Origin of the sequence: Bradyrhizobium sp. WSM1417, from assembly GCF_000515415.1 — a bacterium.
Classification (GTDB): domain Bacteria; phylum Pseudomonadota; class Alphaproteobacteria; order Rhizobiales; family Xanthobacteraceae; genus Bradyrhizobium.
The window spans coordinates 4,682,223-4,700,713 of record NZ_KI911783.1; the positions used below are offsets into that span (position 1 = coordinate 4,682,223).

General features: G+C 64.4%; 20 protein-coding genes. 11 read left to right on the forward strand and 9 right to left on the reverse strand.

The features are described 5' to 3' along the window. Positions 1-5 precede the first annotated feature (5 nt). The 3 genes from BRA1417_RS0122460 to BRA1417_RS0122470 all read right to left on the reverse strand — a co-directional run bounded on the left by BRA1417_RS0122460 (position 6) and on the right by BRA1417_RS0122470 (position 2,424). The gene (locus tag BRA1417_RS0122460) at positions 6-422 is read right to left on the reverse strand and encodes a cupin domain-containing protein (protein WP_027517753.1); all 417 of its coding nucleotides are present in this window, start codon (positions 420-422) and stop codon (positions 6-8) included. 10 nt (positions 423-432) lie between these two features. After that, entirely contained in the window at positions 433-1,176 is a 744-nt protein-coding gene (locus BRA1417_RS0122465) for an SDR family oxidoreductase (protein WP_027517754.1), read from the reverse strand. Positions 1,177-1,413: 237 nt separating this feature from the next. After that, a complete protein-coding gene (locus tag BRA1417_RS0122470) occupies positions 1,414-2,424 on the reverse strand; it encodes a formylglycine-generating enzyme family protein (RefSeq protein ID WP_027517755.1) in 1,011 nt (336 codons plus the stop codon). Positions 2,425-2,912: 488 nt separating this feature from the next. On the opposite strand from BRA1417_RS0122470, the gene BRA1417_RS0122475 reads away from it, so the two are divergent. Further along, a complete protein-coding gene (locus BRA1417_RS0122475; RefSeq protein ID WP_027517756.1) occupies positions 2,913-3,899 on the forward strand; it encodes a helix-turn-helix domain-containing protein in 987 nt (328 codons plus the stop codon). 157 nt (positions 3,900-4,056) lie between these two features. Here BRA1417_RS0122475 and BRA1417_RS0122480 read toward each other — a convergent pair whose 3' ends face one another. Beyond that, positions 4,057-5,133 (reverse strand): methyl-accepting chemotaxis protein, encoded by a 1,077-nt coding sequence (locus tag BRA1417_RS0122480; RefSeq protein WP_027517757.1) that lies wholly within the window; start codon positions 5,131-5,133, stop codon positions 4,057-4,059. Between the two features lie 275 nt (positions 5,134-5,408). On the opposite strand from BRA1417_RS0122480, the gene recJ reads away from it, so the two are divergent. From recJ to BRA1417_RS0122495, 3 genes are all read left to right on the forward strand, one after another. Further along, positions 5,409-7,250, forward strand: a complete 1,842-nt coding sequence (recJ, locus tag BRA1417_RS0122485) for a single-stranded-DNA-specific exonuclease RecJ (RefSeq protein ID WP_027517758.1) — start codon at positions 5,409-5,411, stop codon at positions 7,248-7,250. Positions 7,251-7,293: 43 nt separating this feature from the next. Beyond that, entirely contained in the window at positions 7,294-8,103 is an 810-nt protein-coding gene (locus tag BRA1417_RS0122490; protein ID WP_027517759.1) for an SDR family NAD(P)-dependent oxidoreductase, read from the forward strand. Positions 8,104-8,212: 109 nt separating this feature from the next. Then, positions 8,213-9,010: an aldolase gene (locus tag BRA1417_RS0122495; protein ID WP_027517760.1), complete on the forward strand. Its 798-nt coding sequence runs from the start codon at positions 8,213-8,215 to the stop codon at positions 9,008-9,010. A gap of 6 nt (positions 9,011-9,016) precedes the next feature. Here the strand turns inward: BRA1417_RS0122495 and BRA1417_RS0122500 are convergent, their stop codons facing one another. Then, entirely contained in the window at positions 9,017-10,246 is a 1,230-nt protein-coding gene (locus BRA1417_RS0122500) for a lytic murein transglycosylase (protein WP_027517761.1), read from the reverse strand. Between the two features lie 133 nt (positions 10,247-10,379). On the opposite strand from BRA1417_RS0122500, the gene BRA1417_RS0122505 reads away from it, so the two are divergent. From BRA1417_RS0122505 to BRA1417_RS44890, 3 genes are all read left to right on the forward strand, one after another. Next, the gene (locus tag BRA1417_RS0122505) at positions 10,380-10,640 is read left to right on the forward strand and encodes a hypothetical protein (RefSeq protein ID WP_027517762.1); all 261 of its coding nucleotides are present in this window, start codon (positions 10,380-10,382) and stop codon (positions 10,638-10,640) included. 71 nt (positions 10,641-10,711) lie between these two features. Further along, positions 10,712-10,963 carry a hypothetical protein gene (locus BRA1417_RS0122510; protein ID WP_027517763.1) on the forward strand — a complete coding sequence of 84 codons (252 nt, stop codon included), beginning with the start codon at positions 10,712-10,714 and terminating at the stop codon, positions 10,961-10,963. An 85-nt stretch (positions 10,964-11,048) separates the two neighbouring features. Further along, on the forward strand, positions 11,049-11,225 hold the full coding sequence (locus tag BRA1417_RS44890; RefSeq protein ID WP_198034849.1) for a hypothetical protein: 177 nt from the start codon (positions 11,049-11,051) through the stop codon (positions 11,223-11,225). Between the two features lie 27 nt (positions 11,226-11,252). On the opposite strand, the gene BRA1417_RS0122520 is transcribed toward BRA1417_RS44890, so the two are convergent. Then, positions 11,253-11,777, reverse strand: coding sequence for a MarR family winged helix-turn-helix transcriptional regulator (locus BRA1417_RS0122520; protein WP_027517764.1), 525 nt, complete (start codon positions 11,775-11,777; stop codon positions 11,253-11,255). Positions 11,778-11,831: 54 nt separating this feature from the next. Here BRA1417_RS0122520 and BRA1417_RS0122525 point away from each other — a divergent pair, with 54 nt between their 5' ends. Together BRA1417_RS0122525 and BRA1417_RS0122530 are read left to right on the forward strand one after the other, a co-directional pair. Beyond that, entirely contained in the window at positions 11,832-12,311 is a 480-nt protein-coding gene (locus BRA1417_RS0122525) for a carboxymuconolactone decarboxylase family protein (protein WP_027517765.1), read from the forward strand. Between the two features lie 21 nt (positions 12,312-12,332). Further along, positions 12,333-12,836, forward strand: coding sequence for a cupin domain-containing protein (locus BRA1417_RS0122530; RefSeq protein WP_027517766.1), 504 nt, complete (start codon positions 12,333-12,335; stop codon positions 12,834-12,836). Between the two features lie 31 nt (positions 12,837-12,867). Here the strand turns inward: BRA1417_RS0122530 and BRA1417_RS0122535 are convergent, their stop codons facing one another. From BRA1417_RS0122535 to efp, 3 genes are all read right to left on the reverse strand, one after another. Then, on the reverse strand, positions 12,868-13,854 hold the full coding sequence (locus tag BRA1417_RS0122535) for a DUF808 domain-containing protein (RefSeq protein WP_027517767.1): 987 nt from the start codon (positions 13,852-13,854) through the stop codon (positions 12,868-12,870). 81 nt (positions 13,855-13,935) lie between these two features. Then, on the reverse strand, positions 13,936-15,558 hold the full coding sequence (locus tag BRA1417_RS0122540) for a peptidoglycan DD-metalloendopeptidase family protein (RefSeq protein ID WP_027517768.1): 1,623 nt from the start codon (positions 15,556-15,558) through the stop codon (positions 13,936-13,938). A gap of 23 nt (positions 15,559-15,581) precedes the next feature. Next, on the reverse strand, positions 15,582-16,148 hold the full coding sequence (gene efp / locus BRA1417_RS0122545) for an elongation factor P (RefSeq protein WP_007609944.1): 567 nt from the start codon (positions 16,146-16,148) through the stop codon (positions 15,582-15,584). Positions 16,149-16,310: 162 nt separating this feature from the next. Here efp and epmA point away from each other — a divergent pair, with 162 nt between their 5' ends. Both epmA and BRA1417_RS0122555 read left to right on the forward strand, forming a co-directional pair. Next, positions 16,311-17,375, forward strand: a complete 1,065-nt coding sequence (gene epmA / locus BRA1417_RS0122550) for an EF-P lysine aminoacylase EpmA (RefSeq protein ID WP_027517769.1) — start codon at positions 16,311-16,313, stop codon at positions 17,373-17,375. After that, complete coding sequence (locus BRA1417_RS0122555; protein ID WP_027517770.1) at positions 17,372-18,466, forward strand: lysine-2,3-aminomutase-like protein; 1,095 nt, start codon at positions 17,372-17,374, stop codon at positions 18,464-18,466. The genes epmA and BRA1417_RS0122555 overlap by 4 nt, the downstream gene beginning before the upstream one ends. The last annotated feature ends 25 nt before the right edge of the window (positions 18,467-18,491 follow it).

Here is an 18,491-nt window from a genome sequence, read left to right on the forward strand (position 1 = left end):
CGTTGCTACTTCGGCAGCGGCATCGTCAGTTCCTTATCGGCCGTGTCCACCACGAACACGGCAAGCAATTTCGCAGGCTCGGTGTCGCTGGCATTGGCGCTGACGGCGTGGCGGTCGCCGGGTCGTTCGGAAAAATTCTCTCCCTTATGAAAGACCTTGGCGGGGCCGTCATTCACTTGGCTGCGGATCGCTCCTTCCAGAACGGTAGCGTAGATGAAAGCCGAGGGCGCATGGATGTGGGCCGGCGAGGAGCCTCCGGGACCATACTCGACCAGCACGCCCTTCATGCTCTTGCCCGGGACATTGGGCAGCGCCTGGTCGAACACGACGGTCACCTTGGCCGTGGGTGTCGCCGTCTCGGCGGCATTGGCCGTCAGGAATGATGCGGCATAAACAGCAATTGCGATCAGCAATCTGCGCATGGGAGTCTCCTCAAAGTTTCGCGAGCCAGGTTGCGAGCGACGTTTTCCCGAGCCGCGCCTCGCCGAGAGGGTTCAGCGACGTGTCATCGATGGGAGCGCCGTAGTACGGCGCCTTTGGGTCTCCCACCACCGGTCGAGCGTCGCCGGACGCCTTCACGCGCCGTGCGATGAATTCATTGAAGGGCGCCTTCTCAGGTCCTGCAATATCGATCGTGCCGTTGAGCGGCTGGCCCATTGCGACCTCCGCGAGGCGATCAGCCACGTCTTCGGCTGCGATCGGCTGAAACAATGCCGTGGGAACGACGATCCGGCCGTCGGCCGCACCCATATCGCCGATGGCGCCGAGGAATTCGAAGAACTGGGTGGCGCGGACGATCGAGTAGGGGACCGGAGATGCCTTGACGATGGTCTCCTGCGCCAGCTTGGCCCGAAAATAGGCGATGTCGGGCGAGCGATCGGTCCCGACTATCGAGAGCGCCACATGATGCTTCACGGTCGCGGCCGCCTCAGTCGCGGCGAGGTTCTTGCTCGAACGCTCGAAGAATTCGAGCACGGCGGCAGGCTCCCACGACGGCGCGTTGGCAACGTCGACCACGACATCCGCGCCCGCCAGCACTGCTGCGAGGCCTTCTCCGGTCACGGCGTTCACGCCCGATTTCGGCGAAGCCGCGACGGCGTCGTGGCCTTGTTGCTTGAGCTTCGTTACGAGCTTGGATCCGATCAATCCGGTCCCGCCGATCACGACGATCTTCATGGCATGTCTCCTCGGCACGTTGCGAGCGCGAGCGTTTCAGGGTGGACGGCGCGTGCGTCGCGAAAGCGATGAGGCGACTCTTACTGCGGAAATGGGGCAGGCTCTTGCCTGTAACCGGCTTGCCTTGTCCAAAAATGCTGAAGACGTCTGCCGGATCGCCGAGAGATAAAGTTGCATATCGAAATCATCCGACGCGCGGAGCGCACCGCTGACGCCCGCATCCGCCAGCGGTGCTCGCTAGATTGCAGCACGTCCTTGTTGGCGTTCGGTTACAGACGGCATTCGCACCACGCAGCGGAACCCGACATGGCTGGTCGAGGTATCGACCGGCTCGGCGTGCCGCGCAGCCGGGCGATATCGGCGGCAATAGTTCGGCGCGCAGAGGTGCGAACCGCCCTTGAGGACCTTGCGCGGAATCTGGATGTCGGGGAGGCGAGGGTCGTAACTGGTGTGCTCACCCCCGCCGCGAGGATTTTTGGGGATGAAGCAGGGCTTTGCAGTGTCGGCGGCGTGCTTTGACGACCACCAGTCGGAGGTCCACTCCCAGACATTGCCGATCATGTCGTAGAGACCGTAGCCGTTCGGCGGGAAGGCCATGACCGGCGAGGTACGCTCGTACCCATCCTCGCCGAGATTCTGGACGGGGAAGTTGCCCTGCCAGATATTGGCCATGTACTTGCCGCCCGGCATCAGCGCATCGCCCCAGGCGTATTCCTCCGCCTCGAGGCCGCCGCGCGCCGCGAACTCCCATTCCGCCTCCGTCGGCAAGTCCTTGCCGGCCCAGTGTGCATACGCTGCCGCATCGCTATAGGAGACGTGAACGACCGGATGGTCGTCGAGGTCCTTGATGTTGCTGCCGGGACCATAGGGATGGCGCCAGTTGGCGCCGCGCAGGAAAGCCCACCACTGGCTCCAGTCGGTGAGATCGGTGATGCGCGGCAGCGGTGAGAACACCAGTGATCCCGCGTAGAGCATCTCCGCCAGCGCGCCTGGATAGTCCTTCGGATCGGGAACGATCTGCGCCTCGGTGACATGGCCGGTCGCGTTGACGAACTGCTTGAACTGCCGGTTGGTTACGGGCGTGCGGTCAATCCAGAAGCCGTCGACAGCGACGCGATGGCTCGGCGCTTCCTCGGGATAATGATGGTCGGATCCCATGCGAAACGTTCCGCCGGGAATGAAGACCATCTCGCCGGTCTTCAAATCATCCGGCATCCACTCGCAGTGATCCAGGTCCGCTCGCAACATGGTGGAAGCTCCGATACGCGCATTCCATCCGATGCTACTGCGCCAACTCCGGCAGACTTCGACGATAGCTCTTTGCCCTGCCCATTAGACGCATTGTCTGATCCCCACTTTTTTGGCGCTCGGGGAGAGGAGGACGCTGCATTGCGTCCACATCTCTTCCTTTGCACGCACGTCTTCGAGCACGCGGCAAATCCATGCCGCGTCCGCTGAGCCCGTCCGCTCAATACCGCTAAGGTTGCAAACGTATCCGAAGATTGGACGGCTGTGATGTGCAGATTGTGCCAGTCTGCGTGGGCAGTTTGGTGAGACCTAATGCCCCATTTCGCAAACACTCAATGCAGAGGCATTTCAGTGGCATACCTAGCAACAAATTCGGCGACGGCTTGCCTGAAAACGCGAAGTCAGCTTGTCGTACCCACCTCGCGTTGTAGTGGTACTTCGCTATCGCGTGCCGCAGAATTGTCGCGCTTCAGTAACAGGGTACAACCATGGGGCAATTCCTTCTGGTTGATTCGCGCAAGCTGGACGGTTTCGAAGGACTTCAGCAGGCTGTCCACGGCTCGCATGTCGATGTGATGCAACTCGGCCGCGGTCGGTTGCGCGGAACGTTGTCCCATGTCGGCATCGGCGACTTCTCGCTCAGCATTGGTGCTTTCAACGTCGGCATGCGCACGCAGCGGGTGTCCAGCGACGACAGACTGATCATCGGGATGCTGCTTGCGGCCGAAGAGCGCGTCGCCCACTGGTCGTTCGACATGCAGCTCAACGATGTGCTCGTCATTCCGCCGCGGCTCGAACATGACGGTGTTTTTCACGGCGGCTCCGCTTACGCCGCCATGCGCTTCGACCTCAACGAGGTCGCGACGCTGTTCGGCGGTGAGGCACGGCTGAGCGACCCCGACACCTGGCGCAGCCGCGGTCATTTCCGCGCGCACATCGAGACCGGCGCGATCGCCTCGCGCCGCCTGGTCCGGATCATGTCGCACCTGCGCGACAACAAACATGGATTGACGCCATCAACCGCCGATTTCTGGAAACGATCGATCGCCGAATGTATGGCTGCCAACGTCGCTTCGTCGCTGCCGCCCGACGGCAACGGCTGGCTGCCTTCCGCGCGACGGCTGATCCGCAAGGTCGAGGAGTTTCTCGACGACGCCGGCACGCGTCCGGTGCATGTGTCGGAAATTTGCGCAGTGCTCGGGGTATCGCGGCGTACCCTGCACCGCGCCTTTCAAGAGGTATTCGGCCTCGGTCCGGCCAGCTTCCTCAGGCACAAGCGTCTCTGCGCTGTTCACTCCGTCCTGCACCAGAGCGCACCCGGTTCGACCACCGTGACGGCCGTTGCCATGCAACAGGGCTTTTACGAGCTCGGCCGGTTTTCTCAATATTACTTTGCAATGTTCGGGGAGCGTCCGTCGCAAACGCTTGGAATTGCGACGCGGCAGCCAGTCGAAGACGACATCGCCAGAGCCTAGCGCTCTGGGCCTGAACCGCGAACGACGCCACGAACGCATGCATGCCGGTGTTTTGCCGCGTCAAACGGCCAAAAAAACCGTCATGAAAACAACCAGATGGCTACTGTGCATGGGGTTGTTTTCACGGTTTTGAGTTGGATGACGCAGGCTGCCGGCTTCACGCCCCGCAGACGATCACCCCGTACCAGCCGAGCCCCCGATAGGTCTCGTAGCCGGGCGTCGCATGGAACGCGACCAGCGTGCCGGAGCGGTCCTGATAGAAGCCGGAGCGCTGGCCATTAAGCGACAGGGAGATGCGTTCGCTGAGAATGCCTTGGCCGTCCGAGGCGGCGATCACGCGAAGATTGGAGTCGACCAGCAGCACGCGCGCCTTGTCGCTGTCGCCGACGCGCACGCCTTGCACGATGGCGCGGGCCTGTGCCTCCCAGTCGAAATGGATGGCGAGCACCCCGATCGGCGCGCCGTTGGCCTGGCCGCCGGCGCGGACGCTGGCGCAATAGGTCGCAACCTGCGCATTGCCGAGCAGCGGCTGGTTCTCGACGTCGCCGGCGACATAGTCGTCGCCGGAGCGCAGGGTCTTGGCCTCGCGAAACCATTTGGTGTGGGCGACATTCTGGCCGACCGCGCGAAAGCGGTCGGCGCGGCCATTGGCGATGACGTTGCCCTCGAGATCACAGAGCCAGAGGTCGAGATAGACGGTGTAGGCGCCCAGGATCACGCCGAGACGCTGCGAGGCATGGGACACGGCCGCGCCGTCGGGCGAGGCCGCGCAATCGACCAGCGCGGAATCGGTCGCCCACCAGCGCACGTCGCAGGTACGTTCATAGAGGTTGCGGTCGATCAGCTCGATGGCATTGAGCGACAGATCGACCATGCGCTCGCCGCGCGAGCGCTGGCTCATCCGGTCGATCGAGGAGACGAGATCGCCGGTCCGTTTCGTCAGCTGGCTTTCGAGTTCGCGGGCGATGGTCTCGACCTGCTGGCCGACGCCGCGGACCTCCTGCGCCACCACGGCGAAGCCCGCGCCCTGGGCGCCGGCGCGCGAACTTTCGATCAGCGCGTTCAACGCCAGCATCTTCATCTGGTTGGTGATCTGCTGGATCGCCTTGGTCTTGTCGACCGCGATCTGGTTGACCTCCGCCGTGAGGCGGTTGATCAGCGCGGAGATGTCGGAATCATCATCAGCGGGTTCATTTGCAATCGGCTTGGCTTTGAGACCCAGCGCAGCAGACATCGGGGGCTTCCCTTGGCAATGAGGTCTGATCTGCAACGAACCCGGAACAATCACTGACAGATCGAATACGATTCTTTTTCGAAGATTCCGCCTAACGCCCGCTTAATTTGCTGTTTTGCGGAATGCTCAAATGATAGTCAGTCCGCGTAGCAAAGCGGCAATCCACCGCTTTGTGCGGCGCAGACATTGCAAATCCCGGGGGATTGCGGGCCAATCGTCCCGTCGGCCGGGCGAATACCTCCGGCTCCCCAGGTTCCTCAAACCGACCGCTGTTCATGACGCCGCCCGCCACCGTCTTGCCCGTCGAAGCGCCCCAGGCATTCCTGGGGGTGGCGCGCTCGCTCACCGACAAGCTCTGGCGCGACCGGCTGGATGCGCGCGGGGCGGCCAAAGCGCTTGCCATCGTGCAGCGCCACCAACTGCCCGAGCTGCTGGCGCGGGTGCTGGCAGGCCGCGGTGTCGACAGCGATGCCGTTGTCGATTTCCTCGATCCAACCATCCGCAAGCTGCTGCCGGACCCGTTCACGGTGACAGAGATGGAAGCCGCCGCGAAGCGGATCGCGGATGCCGCAGCGAACGGCGAGAAGGTCGCAATCTTCGGCGACTACGATGTCGACGGCGCGACCTCGGCGGCGCTGCTGACCTGGCATCTGCGCCATTGCGGGCTTGATCCGCTGATCCACATTCCCGACCGAATCTTTGAGGGCTACGGGCCCAACACGGAAGCCGTGCGCGCGCTGGCCGACAAGGGCGCCACGCTGCTCGTCACCGTCGATTGCGGCACCACCAGCATCGAGCCGCTCGCCGAAGCAAAGCGTCTCGGCATGTCCGTCGTCGTGATCGACCATCATCAGGCCGGCACGGAGCTGCCGGAGGTTGACGCGCTGGTCAATCCGAACCGGCTCGACGATCTCTCCGGCCTCGGCCATCTCGCCGCCGTTGGCCTCGTTCTGGTGACGCTGGTTGCGGTCAATCGTGAATTGCGCCAGCGCGGCTTCTGGCACGCGGAGATGCCCGAGCCGGACCTGCTCGGCATGCTGCATCACGTTGCGCTCGGCACGGTTGCCGATGTCGCGCCGCTGATCGGTCTCAACCGTGCTTTCGTCGCCAAAGGCCTGATCGCGATGCGGCGGCGCGACCATGTCGGCCACACCGCGCTGATGGACGTGGCGCGGCTCAATGGCCCGCCGGAGGCCTGGCATCTCGGCTTCATGCTGGGGCCGCGCATCAATGCCGGCGGCCGCATCGGCCGCGCCGATCTCGGCGTGCGCCTGCTTTTGGAGGGTGACAGTGTCGAGGCCGCGCGGATCGCCGCCGAGCTCGACCGCCTCAACAGCGAGCGCCGCATCATCGAGCAGGCGGCCGAAGCACAGGCCGAAGCCGAGGCGCTCGCCTCGATCGGGCTCGAGGACAAGATCGGCGTGATCGTGACGGCCTCCGAAGGCTGGCATCCCGGCGTGGTCGGTCTCGTTGCGTCCAGGTTGAAGGAGAAGTTCTCGCGGCCCGCCTTCGCGATCGCGCTGGAGCCCGGCGGTATCGGCACCGGTTCCGGCCGCTCGATTGCCGGCGTCGATCTTGGCAAGGCAGTACGGCAGGCGGTCGCCGACGGCATTCTGCTCAAGGGCGGCGGCCACGCGATGGCTGCGGGCGTCACGCTGCGGAAGGAAAAGCTCGCCGAATTTCGCGCCTATCTCGAGCATGCCCTGGCGCGCGACGTTGCCGAGGCGCGCCACGTCAACGAGCTCTACATCGACGGCGCGGTCTCCGCGCGTGCGGTGACGACCGAGCTTGCAACGACGCTGAACCGCGCAGGTCCCTTCGGCAGCGGCAATCCGGAAGTCGTGTTGGCGCTGCCGGCGCACCAGCTCGTCTATGCCGACGAGGTCGGCCAGGCACATTTGAGGCTACGCTTCAAGTCGGGCGATGGCGCCATCGTCAACGGCATCGCGTTCCGTACGATCGGACAGAAGCTTGGCAACGCGCTCGTTGCCAATCGCGGCCAGCAATTGCATGTCGCGGGATCATTGTCGGTCGATCGCTACCAGGGCGCCGAACGTGTGCAATTCCGCGTCATCGACGTCGCGCTACCCGACCAAGGGCCATCCATGATTAGATAGGCCCGGCTAACAACAAAAAACGAATAGAAAAAAGGGAGTGAACATGGCAGGGCAGGTTGAGGGCAAGGTCGCGCTGGTGACGGGCGGCGCCTCCGGCATCGGCGAAGCCATCGTCGAGCTGTTCGCGGGCGAGGGCGCCATCGTCATTGCCACCGACATCGACGAGCTGCGCGGGCCCGAGCTCGCCAATCGGATCACCAAGGCCGGCGGCAAGGCGATTTTTCTGGAGCAGGACGTCACCAGCGAAGAGCGCTGGATCGAGATCGCAGCCGAGATCGCGAAGCGCTTTGGCCGGCTCGATATTCTCGTCTCCAACGCAGGCATCGGCATTGCCGTGCCCTCCATCGTCGACATGACACTCAGCGACTGGCGCAAGCAGAACGCGATCAACCTCGACGGCGTCTTTCTCTCGGTCAAGCATTGCCTGCCCCTGATGCGCAAGACCGGCGGCGGCTCGATCGTCATGATGTCCTCGCTTGCGGGCCTGCGCGGCGCGCCCGGGCTGTCGGCCTATTCGGCGACCAAGGGCGGCGTGCGGCTGTTCGCAAAGTCGATCGCGATGGAGTGCGCGGCGGCCTGTGACGGCATCCGCGTCAACTCCGTCCACCCCGGCATCATCGATACGCCGATCTGGGGCAAGATCCCGACCGGCGCGACCGGCAACCAGGGCAACGCGCCGATCGATCCAGACGAGCGTGCGCGCGTTGTCACCCCGCTCGGACGCGCCGGCCAGGCCGCGGAAATTGCCTCCGGCGTGCTGTATCTGGCGTCCGATGCCTCGCGTTACGTCACCGGCAGCGAGCTCGTCATCGACGGCGGCATGAATGCCGGCGGCGTGCCGCGGCGGCAATAGCCCGCCGCGCGGGCTGCGAAGGGCAGGGTGGCGCCCGCGGGGGCTGACGCGCAGGCGTCGGACCTGTACAAGGCGAGCGTCTTCCGACCGACCGAGGTGTCCTTCCGCCATGGCGCACAGCCTTCACTCTTCGTCATCCACGCCAGCAACGTTCCGCTCGAACCGTCCGGATCTCGCGAGCGACGCGATCCGCAGCGCGCGCGAGGATCTTGCCGCCTGCTTTCGGATGGCTGCGCGCAACGGCTTTGAGGAGGGCATCTGCAACCACTTCTCGGCCGTGGTGCCGGGCCATGACGATCTCTTCCTGGTCAACCCTTATGGCTACGCCTTCCGCGAGTTGACCGCGTCAAAACTGCTGATCTGCGACTTCCACGGCAACGTGCTCGACGGCGAGGGCGTGCCCGAGGCGACCGCGTTCTACATCCATGCCGAGATGCACAAGCGCCTGCCGCGCGCCAAGGTCGCCTTCCACACCCACATGCCATACGCCACGGCGCTGTCGATGACCGAGGGCGAGCCGCTGATCTGGGCCGGCCAGACCGCGCTGAAATTCTACGGTCGCACGGCCGTGGACCGCGATTACAACGGCCTCGCGCTCGATAATCGCGAAGGCGCGCGCATCGCGTCCGCCGTGGGGGATGCCGATATCATCTTCATGAAGCATCACGGCGTGATGGTGCTGGCGCCGACCATCGCGGACGCCTGGGACGATCTCTATTATCTCGAACGCGCCGCCGAGGTGCAGGTGCTGGCGATGTCGACCGGGCGACAGGTGCTGCCGGTCGATCCTGCGATTGCGGGCGAGACCTACAGGCAGATGCGTGAAGGCGATTCCGAATCCGCCCGGCTGCATCTCGCTGCAATCCGCCGCCAGCTCGATGCGGAAGAGCCGCAGTACCGGCACTGAGCCTGCTTACGACCCCTGGCGCAGCTTCGCCAGCACCTTCAAGCCGCCGTAGCCGTCCGCAGGCGTGATGCCCGCGCGCTGCTGAAAATCCTTGATCGCCTTCATGGTGTCATTGCCGACACGACCGTCGGTGCCGCCGGTGTCGAAGCCGGCCTTGGTCAGCCGTGTCTGCATTTCCTGCACCTCGGCGAGCGTCAACGCGCGCTCGGAGCCGGGGAACGGCTGGATGAAAGGCGGCGCGCCGAGGCAGCGGTCGCCGAGATGGCAGATCGCCAGCGCGTAGTTCATCGAGGGGTTGTAGCTCTTCACCGCGTTGAAATTCGGCCCCAGCAGAAACGTCGGCCCACCCGCAACCGGAGTCCACATCTGCGCCGATGCGGAGGGTTGCGGGAATGGCTGGCCGTCGGCGCGGGTGACGCCGGCCGCCTGCCATGCCGCATAGGTCCGGCTGCCGCTCATCTCACCGGGCGTGCGCACCTCGTACCCCCAATGCTCGCCGCGGTGCCATTTGCCGCGATTGACGAGATATTTTGCGGTCGAGCCGAGCGCGTCGTCGGGCTTGCCGAACGGCGACACCTTGCCGTCGCCATCGTAGTCGATTCCGACATTGAGCCAGACCTCCGGCATCCATTGCGAATGCCCCATCGCGCCGGCCCAGGATCCCTGCATCTGCTCCGGCGTGCTCCAGCCCTTGTCGACGATGCGTAGCGCGTTGATCAGCTCGGTCTCCCAATAGGCTTTTCGGCGCGGCTCGTTCCAGGCGAGCGCGGCGAGCGAGGGAAACACCGGCGTCATATGGTTCTGCTGCACCAGCGGATCGCCATAGGCGGACTCGACGCCCCACAACGCCAGCAGCGTACCGCGCTCGACGCCGAAATCGCGCTCGATGCGCGCGAGCAGCGCCTCGTTGTTCTTCAGCGCGATCTTGCCGTTGATGATGCGCCAGTCGGAGACGCGACGATTGATGTATTGCCAGACCTGCTCATGGAATTCGGGCTGGTTGCGCATCTGCTTGAACACGCTCATGTCAGGCTCGACCCGCGCCATCGCGCGCTGCCAGGTCGCCGCCGAAATGCCTTTCGCCATGGCACGGGCGCGAAAGCCCTCGCGCCATTCCTCGAAGCCTGGAGGCGCGGCCAGGATGCGCGTTGGGATTGCGACGAGTGCGGCTGCGCCGAGGGTGGATCGAAGCAGAGCGCGGCGGCTGCGAGAGGGTATGGAATCAGCGTGTTTCATGGACTCATTCTAGCGGCAAACAGGGTGGCTGTGACCAGTTCCTGGAACTGCAGGAACAGACGCGGGCCCGCGTTCCCCGGAACAAACTGTCGCACTCCCGCATTCCCCCAGCATCACGTTCGAGGAGGAGAAGATGAGGAAATATCTGTTTGCCGCCGCCATGGTCACCGCCATCGCCGCGCCTGCGTTGGCCGACGAAGTCGGCGTTCACGTCGGTCCGGTCGGTGCCGGCGTGACGGTCGGACAGTCTCACGAATATCGTGAGCGGGACCGCGATCGCGACCGCACCACCGTCATCAGGGAGCGCGAACCCGCCGACCGCACCACGGTGATCAAGAAGGAAGATGAGTTCGGCAATCGCAGCAAGACCGTAATTCATCACGACAACGACTGATGGCTTGGGCCCCGGCCGATCGCCGGGGCCCTCCGTCACACGCAGTCCATTCATCGATAATTCGGGGTGGAATGAAGATACGCGCGCATGCGGAAAGCCATGTCGTCGAACTCGACGACGGATCGCAATGGCAGATCTTTCCCGGCGATCTCGCGACCACGCTGAGCTGGAAGCCCGAAACCGATCTGCACCTGGAGCGAAGCGGCGAGCGGGTGAGTTCGCATGAGCTGGTGAACGACGCCGATCAAAGCCGCGTGCGAGTGATCGCAGCGGGCCAAACCTGGCCTGATGACGAGGTTAAGAAAGTGTTGAAGGACGGGTAGGGCGAACCTGCAATGGTTCGGATATCCCCAGTTTTGAGCCTGTCACTTTACGGTCGGTTTGCTTCCGTCTGCGCACAATGCGTGAATGCAGGAGCTGATCGACATCATCCGTGGTAATCCCTGGCCGTTCGGCGCCGGGTTGTTCGTCGTCATCCTGATGATCCTGGCGGAGAACTTTGGCCGCGGTATTCAAGGCGACGGCGCAGTCAGTGACTTCTCGGATTCGGACGGTGGCGGCTGCGGCGACGGAGGAGGCGACTAGGGCCGGTCAGCGGCGAACGCGCTTCGCCTAGTCCGCCTGCAAATCGGCCGCGATGCCTGCGAGCCAGCGGCGAATGCTTGCTTCGGCCTTGGTGTCGAGCCCGGCGGCAAGGCGCTTCTCCAACGCAATCACCCGTTCGCGGCACGCTTTCAAAAGCGTCGTGCCGCGCGGCGTCAGCGTCCATTGCTGGATGCGGCCGTGGACGGGATGAGGCGTCATCACAATCGCGCCGTCACGTTCGAGATTGCGGATGATGACGCCGACGGTCTGGGGCGTCAGAAAGGTGAGGCGGGCAACGTCGGCGCCTGACAGTCCCGGATAGGCATTGAGCATGGTCAGCACCGCGAATTGCGGGGAGGTGATACCGAGATCGGCCAGCGCCCGCTCCATCGTCAGACGGACTGCGGCGTGGGCCTGGCGCAGCAGATAGCCGAGATAACCCTGCTCGCCGCGCTTGCCTTCCCCTGGGGCTGGGACGCGCACCGCCGGGGCGGCCGTGGCTGCCTGCCGCCGCGGTTGCGATCTCGTGACATCAGGCGGCTTGCGCGTCATGTAAGTGCTCTTATAATGTGTCAGCACTCTTACAATACCAAGAGGTGAACGGCAATGTCACACGCCCGCAGCGAATACGAGGATTTCAAGAGGATCGCGCCCGACGCGTATGAGCTGGTGCTGGCACTCGGCCAGGTGGCGGCCAAGGCCGGCCTCGACAAGCAGCTTCTCGAATTGGTCAAGCTGCGGGCATCGCAGATCAACGGCTGCGCCTTCTGCCTGCAGCATCACATCCTGCTTTCGGAGCGGATCGGCGTGCCCCTCGACAAGCTCAATTTGGTCGTGGTCTGGCGCGAGGTGCCGATCTTTTCCGCGCGGGAACGTGCCGCGCTGGCCTGGACCGAGGCGCTGACCTGCCTGCCCGGCGGCGTCGGCGAAGACGTGTACGCCGAGGCGAGCCGTGAATTCTCCGAGACCGAACTGACATACCTGACCTCGGCGGTCACCTCGATCAACGTCTGGAACCGTTTTGGTGCGGCGTTTCGCTGGACGCCGGCGAAGCGGCCGGTCGCAGCGAATGCGGCGACATCCTGATTGCAACGAAGGGAGGTCACGATGACAGCAATGAGTCTGCCCACCACACCGCGCCCGTTGCCATCGCGCTCGATGGCGATCGCCGTCGTCGGCGGGCTCGCCTGCGCGTTTGCGATCGGCAAGGCGCTACCGGTGACGATGGACACCATATCCGGCGCACTCTCGCCGCTCTGCGCCACCGCCGCCGAAAGCTCGCCGCTCGACAAGGTCGAACCGATTGGCTCCTACGCGCTGCCGAACGTACCGGGCAAACGCGTCACCATCGTGCGCGTGTTCTACGGTCCCGGCGGGTTCTCGCGGCCGCATCGTCACGCAGGATCCGTCACCGCCTACATCACCAAGGGCGAGATCCGCTCTCAGCTCGGCGGCGGCCCGGTCGAGACGTTCGGCGTCGGCCAATCCTTCTTCGAGCCGCCCGGCTCGACGCATCTGGTCTCGGCCAATGCCAGCACCACGGAGCCGGCGGAATTGATCGCCGTGTTCGTGGCGGACGAGGGCGCGCAACTCACGACGTTGCTGGAGTAGCTCGCACTCGCAAATCCGAAGCCATTTTCGTTCAGGTCGGCTGCGATCGCTTCAGACGTTTCCATAGCGGTGAAAGACCGTATGCGACGGCCGGTATCGCAACCGCGCCGACAAGGAGCCCAACGACGCCTGAGATGGCTGCCTCGACCGACCATTCGACGATGCCGGCGATGGAGGGCAGGAGGTGCGCGGCAGCCTCGGTCGCAGCATGGACCGTATGGCGGACCATCGGTGGGCCGTATTGTTCGATGCCGTGCAGGATGATGCCGCCGCCGACCCAGATCATGGCGGCGGTGCCGATCGTGCTCAGCACCGCAAGGAAGGCCGGCATGCCGCGGACGAGCGTACGTCCAAGCAAGCGGATTGCGCCGCCAATGACTGAGGCGCCGCTATACCGCGCAAGGGCCAGGCCGACATCGTCCGCCTTCACGATCAGGGCGACCACGCCGTAGACACCAACCGTGATGAAAATGGCGACGAGGGCCAGCACGAGCGCCTGGATCCAGATGCTGCCCGCCGGGACGGCTGCCAGCGTGATCGCCATGATCTCCGCCGACAGGATGAAATCCGTCTTGATGGCGCTCGCGACCTTCTCGTCCTCGACCGACCTGGCATTCAACGCATTCGGCTGGGGCTGAGCTTCGTGGTGGTACGCATCGTGCGGGGTCACGGCTTCGAGTACCTTCTCGGCACCCTCGTAGCAGAGAAAGGCGCCGCCCAGCATGAGCAGCGGCGTGACCGCGGCGGGAAGGAAATAACCAAGCAACAAAGCGATGGGCAGCAGGATCAGCAATTTGTTGCGGAGCGACCCAACTGCAATCTTGCCTACGATCGGCAGTTCGCGTTTCGAGGCAAAGCCGATCACGTAGTTCGGCGTGACGGCTGCATCATCGATGACCACGCCAGCCGCCTTTGCTCCCGCCTTGGCCGTTTGGCCCGCGACATCGTCGAGCGAGGCTGCCGCCACCTTTGCGATCGCTGCGATATCGTCGAGAAGACCAATCAGTCCGACACTCATCAACCCAGTTCCTTCGGCCTTCCAGCGGGCGGTGTGTGCGAACACGCTGTTGCACTACCTGGCAATGGAAGGAGCAAGCCGTTAGTTCTCGCCGCCGCCCGATCCCTCGCGCAGGTCCGGCTTGAGCACGTCCTCCGGCAGCGCATGCGCCACGGGCTGCGGCGTGCCTGCAATCTCCGGGCCGACCTCACGGCCGCGGGCGCGGATCAGGCGCTCATAGGCGGAGACCAGCGTGACGTAAGGACTGACCCAGATCCAGCCGTCGCGGGTGAACACCTGCACGTCGAAATGCAGGTGCATCGAGGTGCCGGCGGGATGGTCGAGATAATTCGAGACCACGCCGATCTTCTCGCCCTCCGATACGATGCGGCCACTGAGCAGGCCATCGGCGTTCAGTGCCTGCGGGTTCATATGCATGTAGCGGAAACGGATGTGCTCGCTCCGGCTGTTGATTTGCAGCGTCACTGCCTGGTCCTTGGAAGCGCGTATGACCCTCGCATCGCGCACGGCGACGACGGCGCGCTGCTTGGGATCACAGGCTTGGCGGCCTTCACCGGGCGGTGGGCACTCAGCCGCGCGGATGTCCTCGCCCTGATGGCCATAACCGCCGCCGCATTGCCAGACCTCGAAACTGCGGGACTCGCAGAAATTGTCCCGCCAGGGATAGGCGGTCGTGCTCTCCATCTTGTCGCGCTTGGCATAGGATTGCGAGTGTACGAACGCGGGCGCCTTCTCGAGAGGAAAGCGGATCTGTGCGTAGGCCATCACGTCGAGATGGCCGCCCTGCTTGCGATAGCCGGTGTTCGGGATGATGTCGCCGCTCGGCCGGTAGGTGAAGTCCGGGGAACGTGCCGCGGGACGATCGAGAATGTTGGAAGCGATGTCCGTCAGCGGCCGGATGCGCTGGCCGCCGGCCACGCGCAGCGCCTTTAAGAAGCGCTCGGCGACCGGATAGGCCTCCTTGCAGGCAAGCCGTCGCGGCTTGACGACGCTGTCGAGGCATTGGATCGACACCACATAGGCGACGCCGAAACGGGTGAAAGCGTAGCGCACATAGCCTTCCCGGATGAATTTGCGCAGGTCCGGGTAGACCGCTGCGAGCGGTTTGACCGGCTCGCCCTTGCCGCCCGAGGGATCGGCAATGTCGTAGACGAGCGCCGACCCCGTAATCTGCACCTCGACCGGCCTTGCGAAGACCCGGCTCGGCATGCCGTCTCCGGCGCCAGGCTCGAACGAGAAGGTCGCGCTGTAGCCGGCGGGCCCGGCATCGAACATGTCGACGGAATTGAAGTCGGCCTGGTAGCGCGACAGCGCGACGGTCGCCGGCGCGCCATTGCGCCGTGCTTCGAAATACGCGGCAGCGTCGAACGGCAGCAGCACGGGCACGGAGCTCCGGGCGACGCCGGTGAAGAATTGCGAGGAGATCGCATTGAGCTGCACCAGCGCCGGCATTGCGCGCGGATCATAGCGCGGCACCGAACGGCGGGGTGCGAAGATGAAATCGTCCGCCGCCCGTGGATGGGCATTGATTTCGGTGCGAAGCTGGTCGAGCGCCGCGCGCCAATCGACGCGCAGCGCCGTGAGCGAGGGGCTGCGCAACTCATCCGCAGCAAGCGGCGAGGCAAGGAGGAGCGCAAGCGACGCCAGAAGTTGCGAGACGAAGCGGAAACCCTTCCCAACCACTGTCTCGCCCCCCGGCGGCACCTGTTGCGTTCGCTTTGGCCCCGTCAGTCCTTGGCGCGCTCGGAGTAGGAGCCGTCTTCGGTCATCACGACGATTCGGGTGCCGACGGCGATGTGCGGCGGCACCGTGGTGCGCACGCCGTTCGAGAGCACAGCGGGCTTGTAGGACGAGGAGGCGGTCTGGCCCTTGGTCACGGGCTCGGTCTCAACCACTTCCAGCGTCACGCGCTGCGGCAGGGCGATCGATACCGGATTGGAGCCGTGCAGCGACAGCTTGACCGTCATGCTCTCCTGGAGATAGGCGGCGGCATCGCCGATCACGTCCTTGGACACCTGGACCTGGTCATAGGTCTCCGGGTTCATGAAGTGATAGCCGTCACCATCTTCATACAGGAAGGTGTAGTTGCGCTCTTCGATCGTGGCTTTCTCGACCTGGTCGGTGGTCTTGTAGCGCTCGGAGATCTTTACCCCGTCCGAGATTCGGCGCATTTCGATCTGGCTGACCGGGGTGCCCTTGCCGGGATGGATATTCTCGGCGGTCACGACGACATATAGCTTGCCGTCTTGCTCGATCACGTTGCCCTTGCGAATAGAACTGGCGATGACTCTCAAAGCTGTATTTCCTGCTTGCTTGGCCCGGCTCGGGCCAGGACGTGGTCAAATTGATGGGGGACGTGGGGCCCCAAATCAGACCGCGGCACCCGTTTCGGGCCGCAACATACTGGTTTTGCCGTTGGATGCCAGCATTTTGCTGGCCTGCGGGACGGTCGGTTAATGGCTGGGGGCAAACCGATGTCGCCGTTCTGGTCCCTGTCGCGGCATCTCGACCGCCGGCCGTTCCTGCAGGCCAGGGGAGCCATCGCCGGTGCTCTACGGGGTTTTTTCGCCGAGCAGGGCTTCGTCGAGGTCGAAACCTCCGTTCTCCAGGTCTCCCCGGGCAACGAGACCCACCTGCACGCCCCTCGGACCGAGATCATGCGACCCGACGGCAGCCGTGTGAGCCGATATTTGCGGACTTCGCCGGAATTCGCCTGCAAGAAGCTGCTGGCGGCCGGGGAGGCCCGGATTTTCGAGTTCGCCCGAGTGTTCCGGGACCGCGAGCGCGGCGACCTGCATTTGCCCGAATTCACCATGCTCGAATGGTACCGGGCAGGCGCCCCCTATGACGCCATCATGGCCGATTGCGTCGTCCTCATTGCCCGCGCGGCCCAGGCGACCGGTATCGGCACGTTCGCCTTCCGCGGCCGGACCGCCGATCCCTTCGCCGAGCCGGAGCTGGTAACGGTGGCCAGCGCCTTCGAGCAGCTTGCGGGGATCAACCTGCTTGCGACCATTTCCGGCGGCGAAGGCGACCGCGCCGCGCTCGCCCGGGCCGCTGCCGGCAAGGTCCGCGTCGTCGAGGATGACACCTGGTCCGACATCTTCAGCAAGGTCCTGGTCGAGCATGTCGAGCCGCATCTGGGGCAGGGGCGTTTGACCATTCTGTTCGAATACCCATCTCCAGAGGCGGCACTGGCGCGCGTGAAGGCGGGCGATCCCCGCGTTGCCGAACGGTTCGAGGTCTATGCCTGCGGTGTCGAGCTCGCCAACGGCTTTGGCGAACTGACCGACGCCGAGGAGCAGCGCAAGCGCTTCACGCAATCCATGGCGGAGAAGCAGCGCCGCTACGGCGAAGCGTATCCGCTGGACGAGGACTTTCTGGACGCGGTCGCGGCCATGCCGGAGGCAAGCGGCGTCGCGCTCGGCTTCGACCGGCTGGTGATGCTGGCGAGCGGCGCATCGCGAATTGATCAGGTGGTGTGGACGCCGCCTGCAAATGAAACGTCAAGCGAGACATGATGAAGAGCAATCTTGCGCGCACATTGCGCGAACCGGCCGAACTTGTGGCCGAGCAGCTGGTATCAGCCGAAGCGCTGCCGGCGCTCGAACGTGTTGCCGCGCGCTACGCAGTTGCGATCACCCCCGCGCTGGTCGATCTGATCGACGGGTCCGATCCTGACGATCCCATCGCGCGGCAATTCGTTCCGACTGCCGCGGAGCTCGAGATGCAGCCGGGCGAGAACGCAGATCCAATCGGCGATCATCCGCACTCGCCGGTTCCCGGGATCGTGCATCGCTATCCCGACCGCGTGCTGTTCAAGCTCGTTCACGTCTGCGCGGTCTATTGCCGCTTCTGCTTCCGCCGCGAGATGGTCGGACCCGGCAAGGAGAACGCGCTCTCGGACGCCGCCTATCGCGCGGCGATCGACTACATCCGCTCGCACGGCGAGATCTGGGAGGTGATCCTGACCGGGGGCGATCCCCTGATGTTGTCGCCGCGGCGGATGAGCGAGATCATGGCGGATCTTGCCGGCATCGATCACGTCAAGATCATCCGCCTTCACACCCGCGTGCCGGTGGCCGATCCCGCGCGCATCAGTGACGAGATGGTCGCTGCGTTCCAGGCCGAAGGCGCCACCACCTGGGTGGCGCTGCATGCCAACCATGCGCGCGAACTGACGGGGCCGGCGCGTGCCGCCTGCGCGCGGCTGGTCGATGCCGGAATTCCCATGGTAAGCCAGTCCGTGCTTTTGCGCGGCGTCAATGACAACGCGACCGCTCTGTCGGATTTGATGCGAGCTTTCGTCGAATGCCGGATCAAGCCCTATTATCTGCATCACGGTGATCTCGCGCCCGGTACGGCGCATTTGCGAACGACGCTCGCCGAGGGGCAGGATTTGATGCGGCAGCTGCGCGGACGGGTGTCGGGACTGTGTCAGCCCGACTACGTCATCGACATTCCCGGCGGCGCCGGCAAGTCGCCGGTGGGGCCGAATTACGTGTTGCCGATGCAAAATACCGCACCCGACGCGGGTGATGCAGATCAAGAAACGCGCTATCGTATCATGGATTATTGCGGCGACGTTCACCTCTATCCGCCCGAGACCTGAATGGTCGTGATGGAGATGCTGGCTC

What these genes read in the sequence shown, in the direction of transcription:
- BRA1417_RS0122535 (WP_027517767.1), bottom strand. Translation starts at nt 13,854, where the DNA reads ATGAGTGTCGGACTGATTGGTCTTCTCGACGATATCGCAGCGATCGCA.
- BRA1417_RS0122495 (WP_027517760.1), top strand. Translation starts at nt 8,213, where the DNA reads ATGGCGCACAGCCTTCACTCTTCGTCATCCACGCCAGCAACGTTCCGC.
- BRA1417_RS0122465 (WP_027517754.1), bottom strand. Translation starts at nt 1,176, where the DNA reads ATGAAGATCGTCGTGATCGGCGGGACCGGATTGATCGGATCCAAGCTC.
- BRA1417_RS0122500 (WP_027517761.1), bottom strand. Translation starts at nt 10,246, where the DNA reads ATGAAACACGCTGATTCCATACCCTCTCGCAGCCGCCGCGCTCTGCTT.
- BRA1417_RS0122475 (WP_027517756.1), top strand. Translation starts at nt 2,913, where the DNA reads ATGGGGCAATTCCTTCTGGTTGATTCGCGCAAGCTGGACGGTTTCGAA.
- BRA1417_RS0122555 (WP_027517770.1), top strand. Translation starts at nt 17,372, where the DNA reads ATGATGAAGAGCAATCTTGCGCGCACATTGCGCGAACCGGCCGAACTT.
- BRA1417_RS0122480 (WP_027517757.1), bottom strand. Translation starts at nt 5,133, where the DNA reads ATGTCTGCTGCGCTGGGTCTCAAAGCCAAGCCGATTGCAAATGAACCC.
- BRA1417_RS0122530 (WP_027517766.1), top strand. Translation starts at nt 12,333, where the DNA reads ATGACAGCAATGAGTCTGCCCACCACACCGCGCCCGTTGCCATCGCGC.
- BRA1417_RS0122460 (WP_027517753.1), bottom strand. Translation starts at nt 422, where the DNA reads ATGCGCAGATTGCTGATCGCAATTGCTGTTTATGCCGCATCATTCCTG.
- epmA (WP_027517769.1), top strand. Translation starts at nt 16,311, where the DNA reads ATGGCTGGGGGCAAACCGATGTCGCCGTTCTGGTCCCTGTCGCGGCAT.
- BRA1417_RS0122510 (WP_027517763.1), top strand. Translation starts at nt 10,712, where the DNA reads ATGAAGATACGCGCGCATGCGGAAAGCCATGTCGTCGAACTCGACGAC.
- recJ (WP_027517758.1), top strand. Translation starts at nt 5,409, where the DNA reads ATGACGCCGCCCGCCACCGTCTTGCCCGTCGAAGCGCCCCAGGCATTC.
- BRA1417_RS0122470 (WP_027517755.1), bottom strand. Translation starts at nt 2,424, where the DNA reads ATGTTGCGAGCGGACCTGGATCACTGCGAGTGGATGCCGGATGATTTG.
- BRA1417_RS0122490 (WP_027517759.1), top strand. Translation starts at nt 7,294, where the DNA reads ATGGCAGGGCAGGTTGAGGGCAAGGTCGCGCTGGTGACGGGCGGCGCC.
- BRA1417_RS44890 (WP_198034849.1), top strand. Translation starts at nt 11,049, where the DNA reads ATGCAGGAGCTGATCGACATCATCCGTGGTAATCCCTGGCCGTTCGGC.
- BRA1417_RS0122505 (WP_027517762.1), top strand. Translation starts at nt 10,380, where the DNA reads ATGAGGAAATATCTGTTTGCCGCCGCCATGGTCACCGCCATCGCCGCG.
- BRA1417_RS0122525 (WP_027517765.1), top strand. Translation starts at nt 11,832, where the DNA reads ATGTCACACGCCCGCAGCGAATACGAGGATTTCAAGAGGATCGCGCCC.
- BRA1417_RS0122520 (WP_027517764.1), bottom strand. Translation starts at nt 11,777, where the DNA reads ATGACGCGCAAGCCGCCTGATGTCACGAGATCGCAACCGCGGCGGCAG.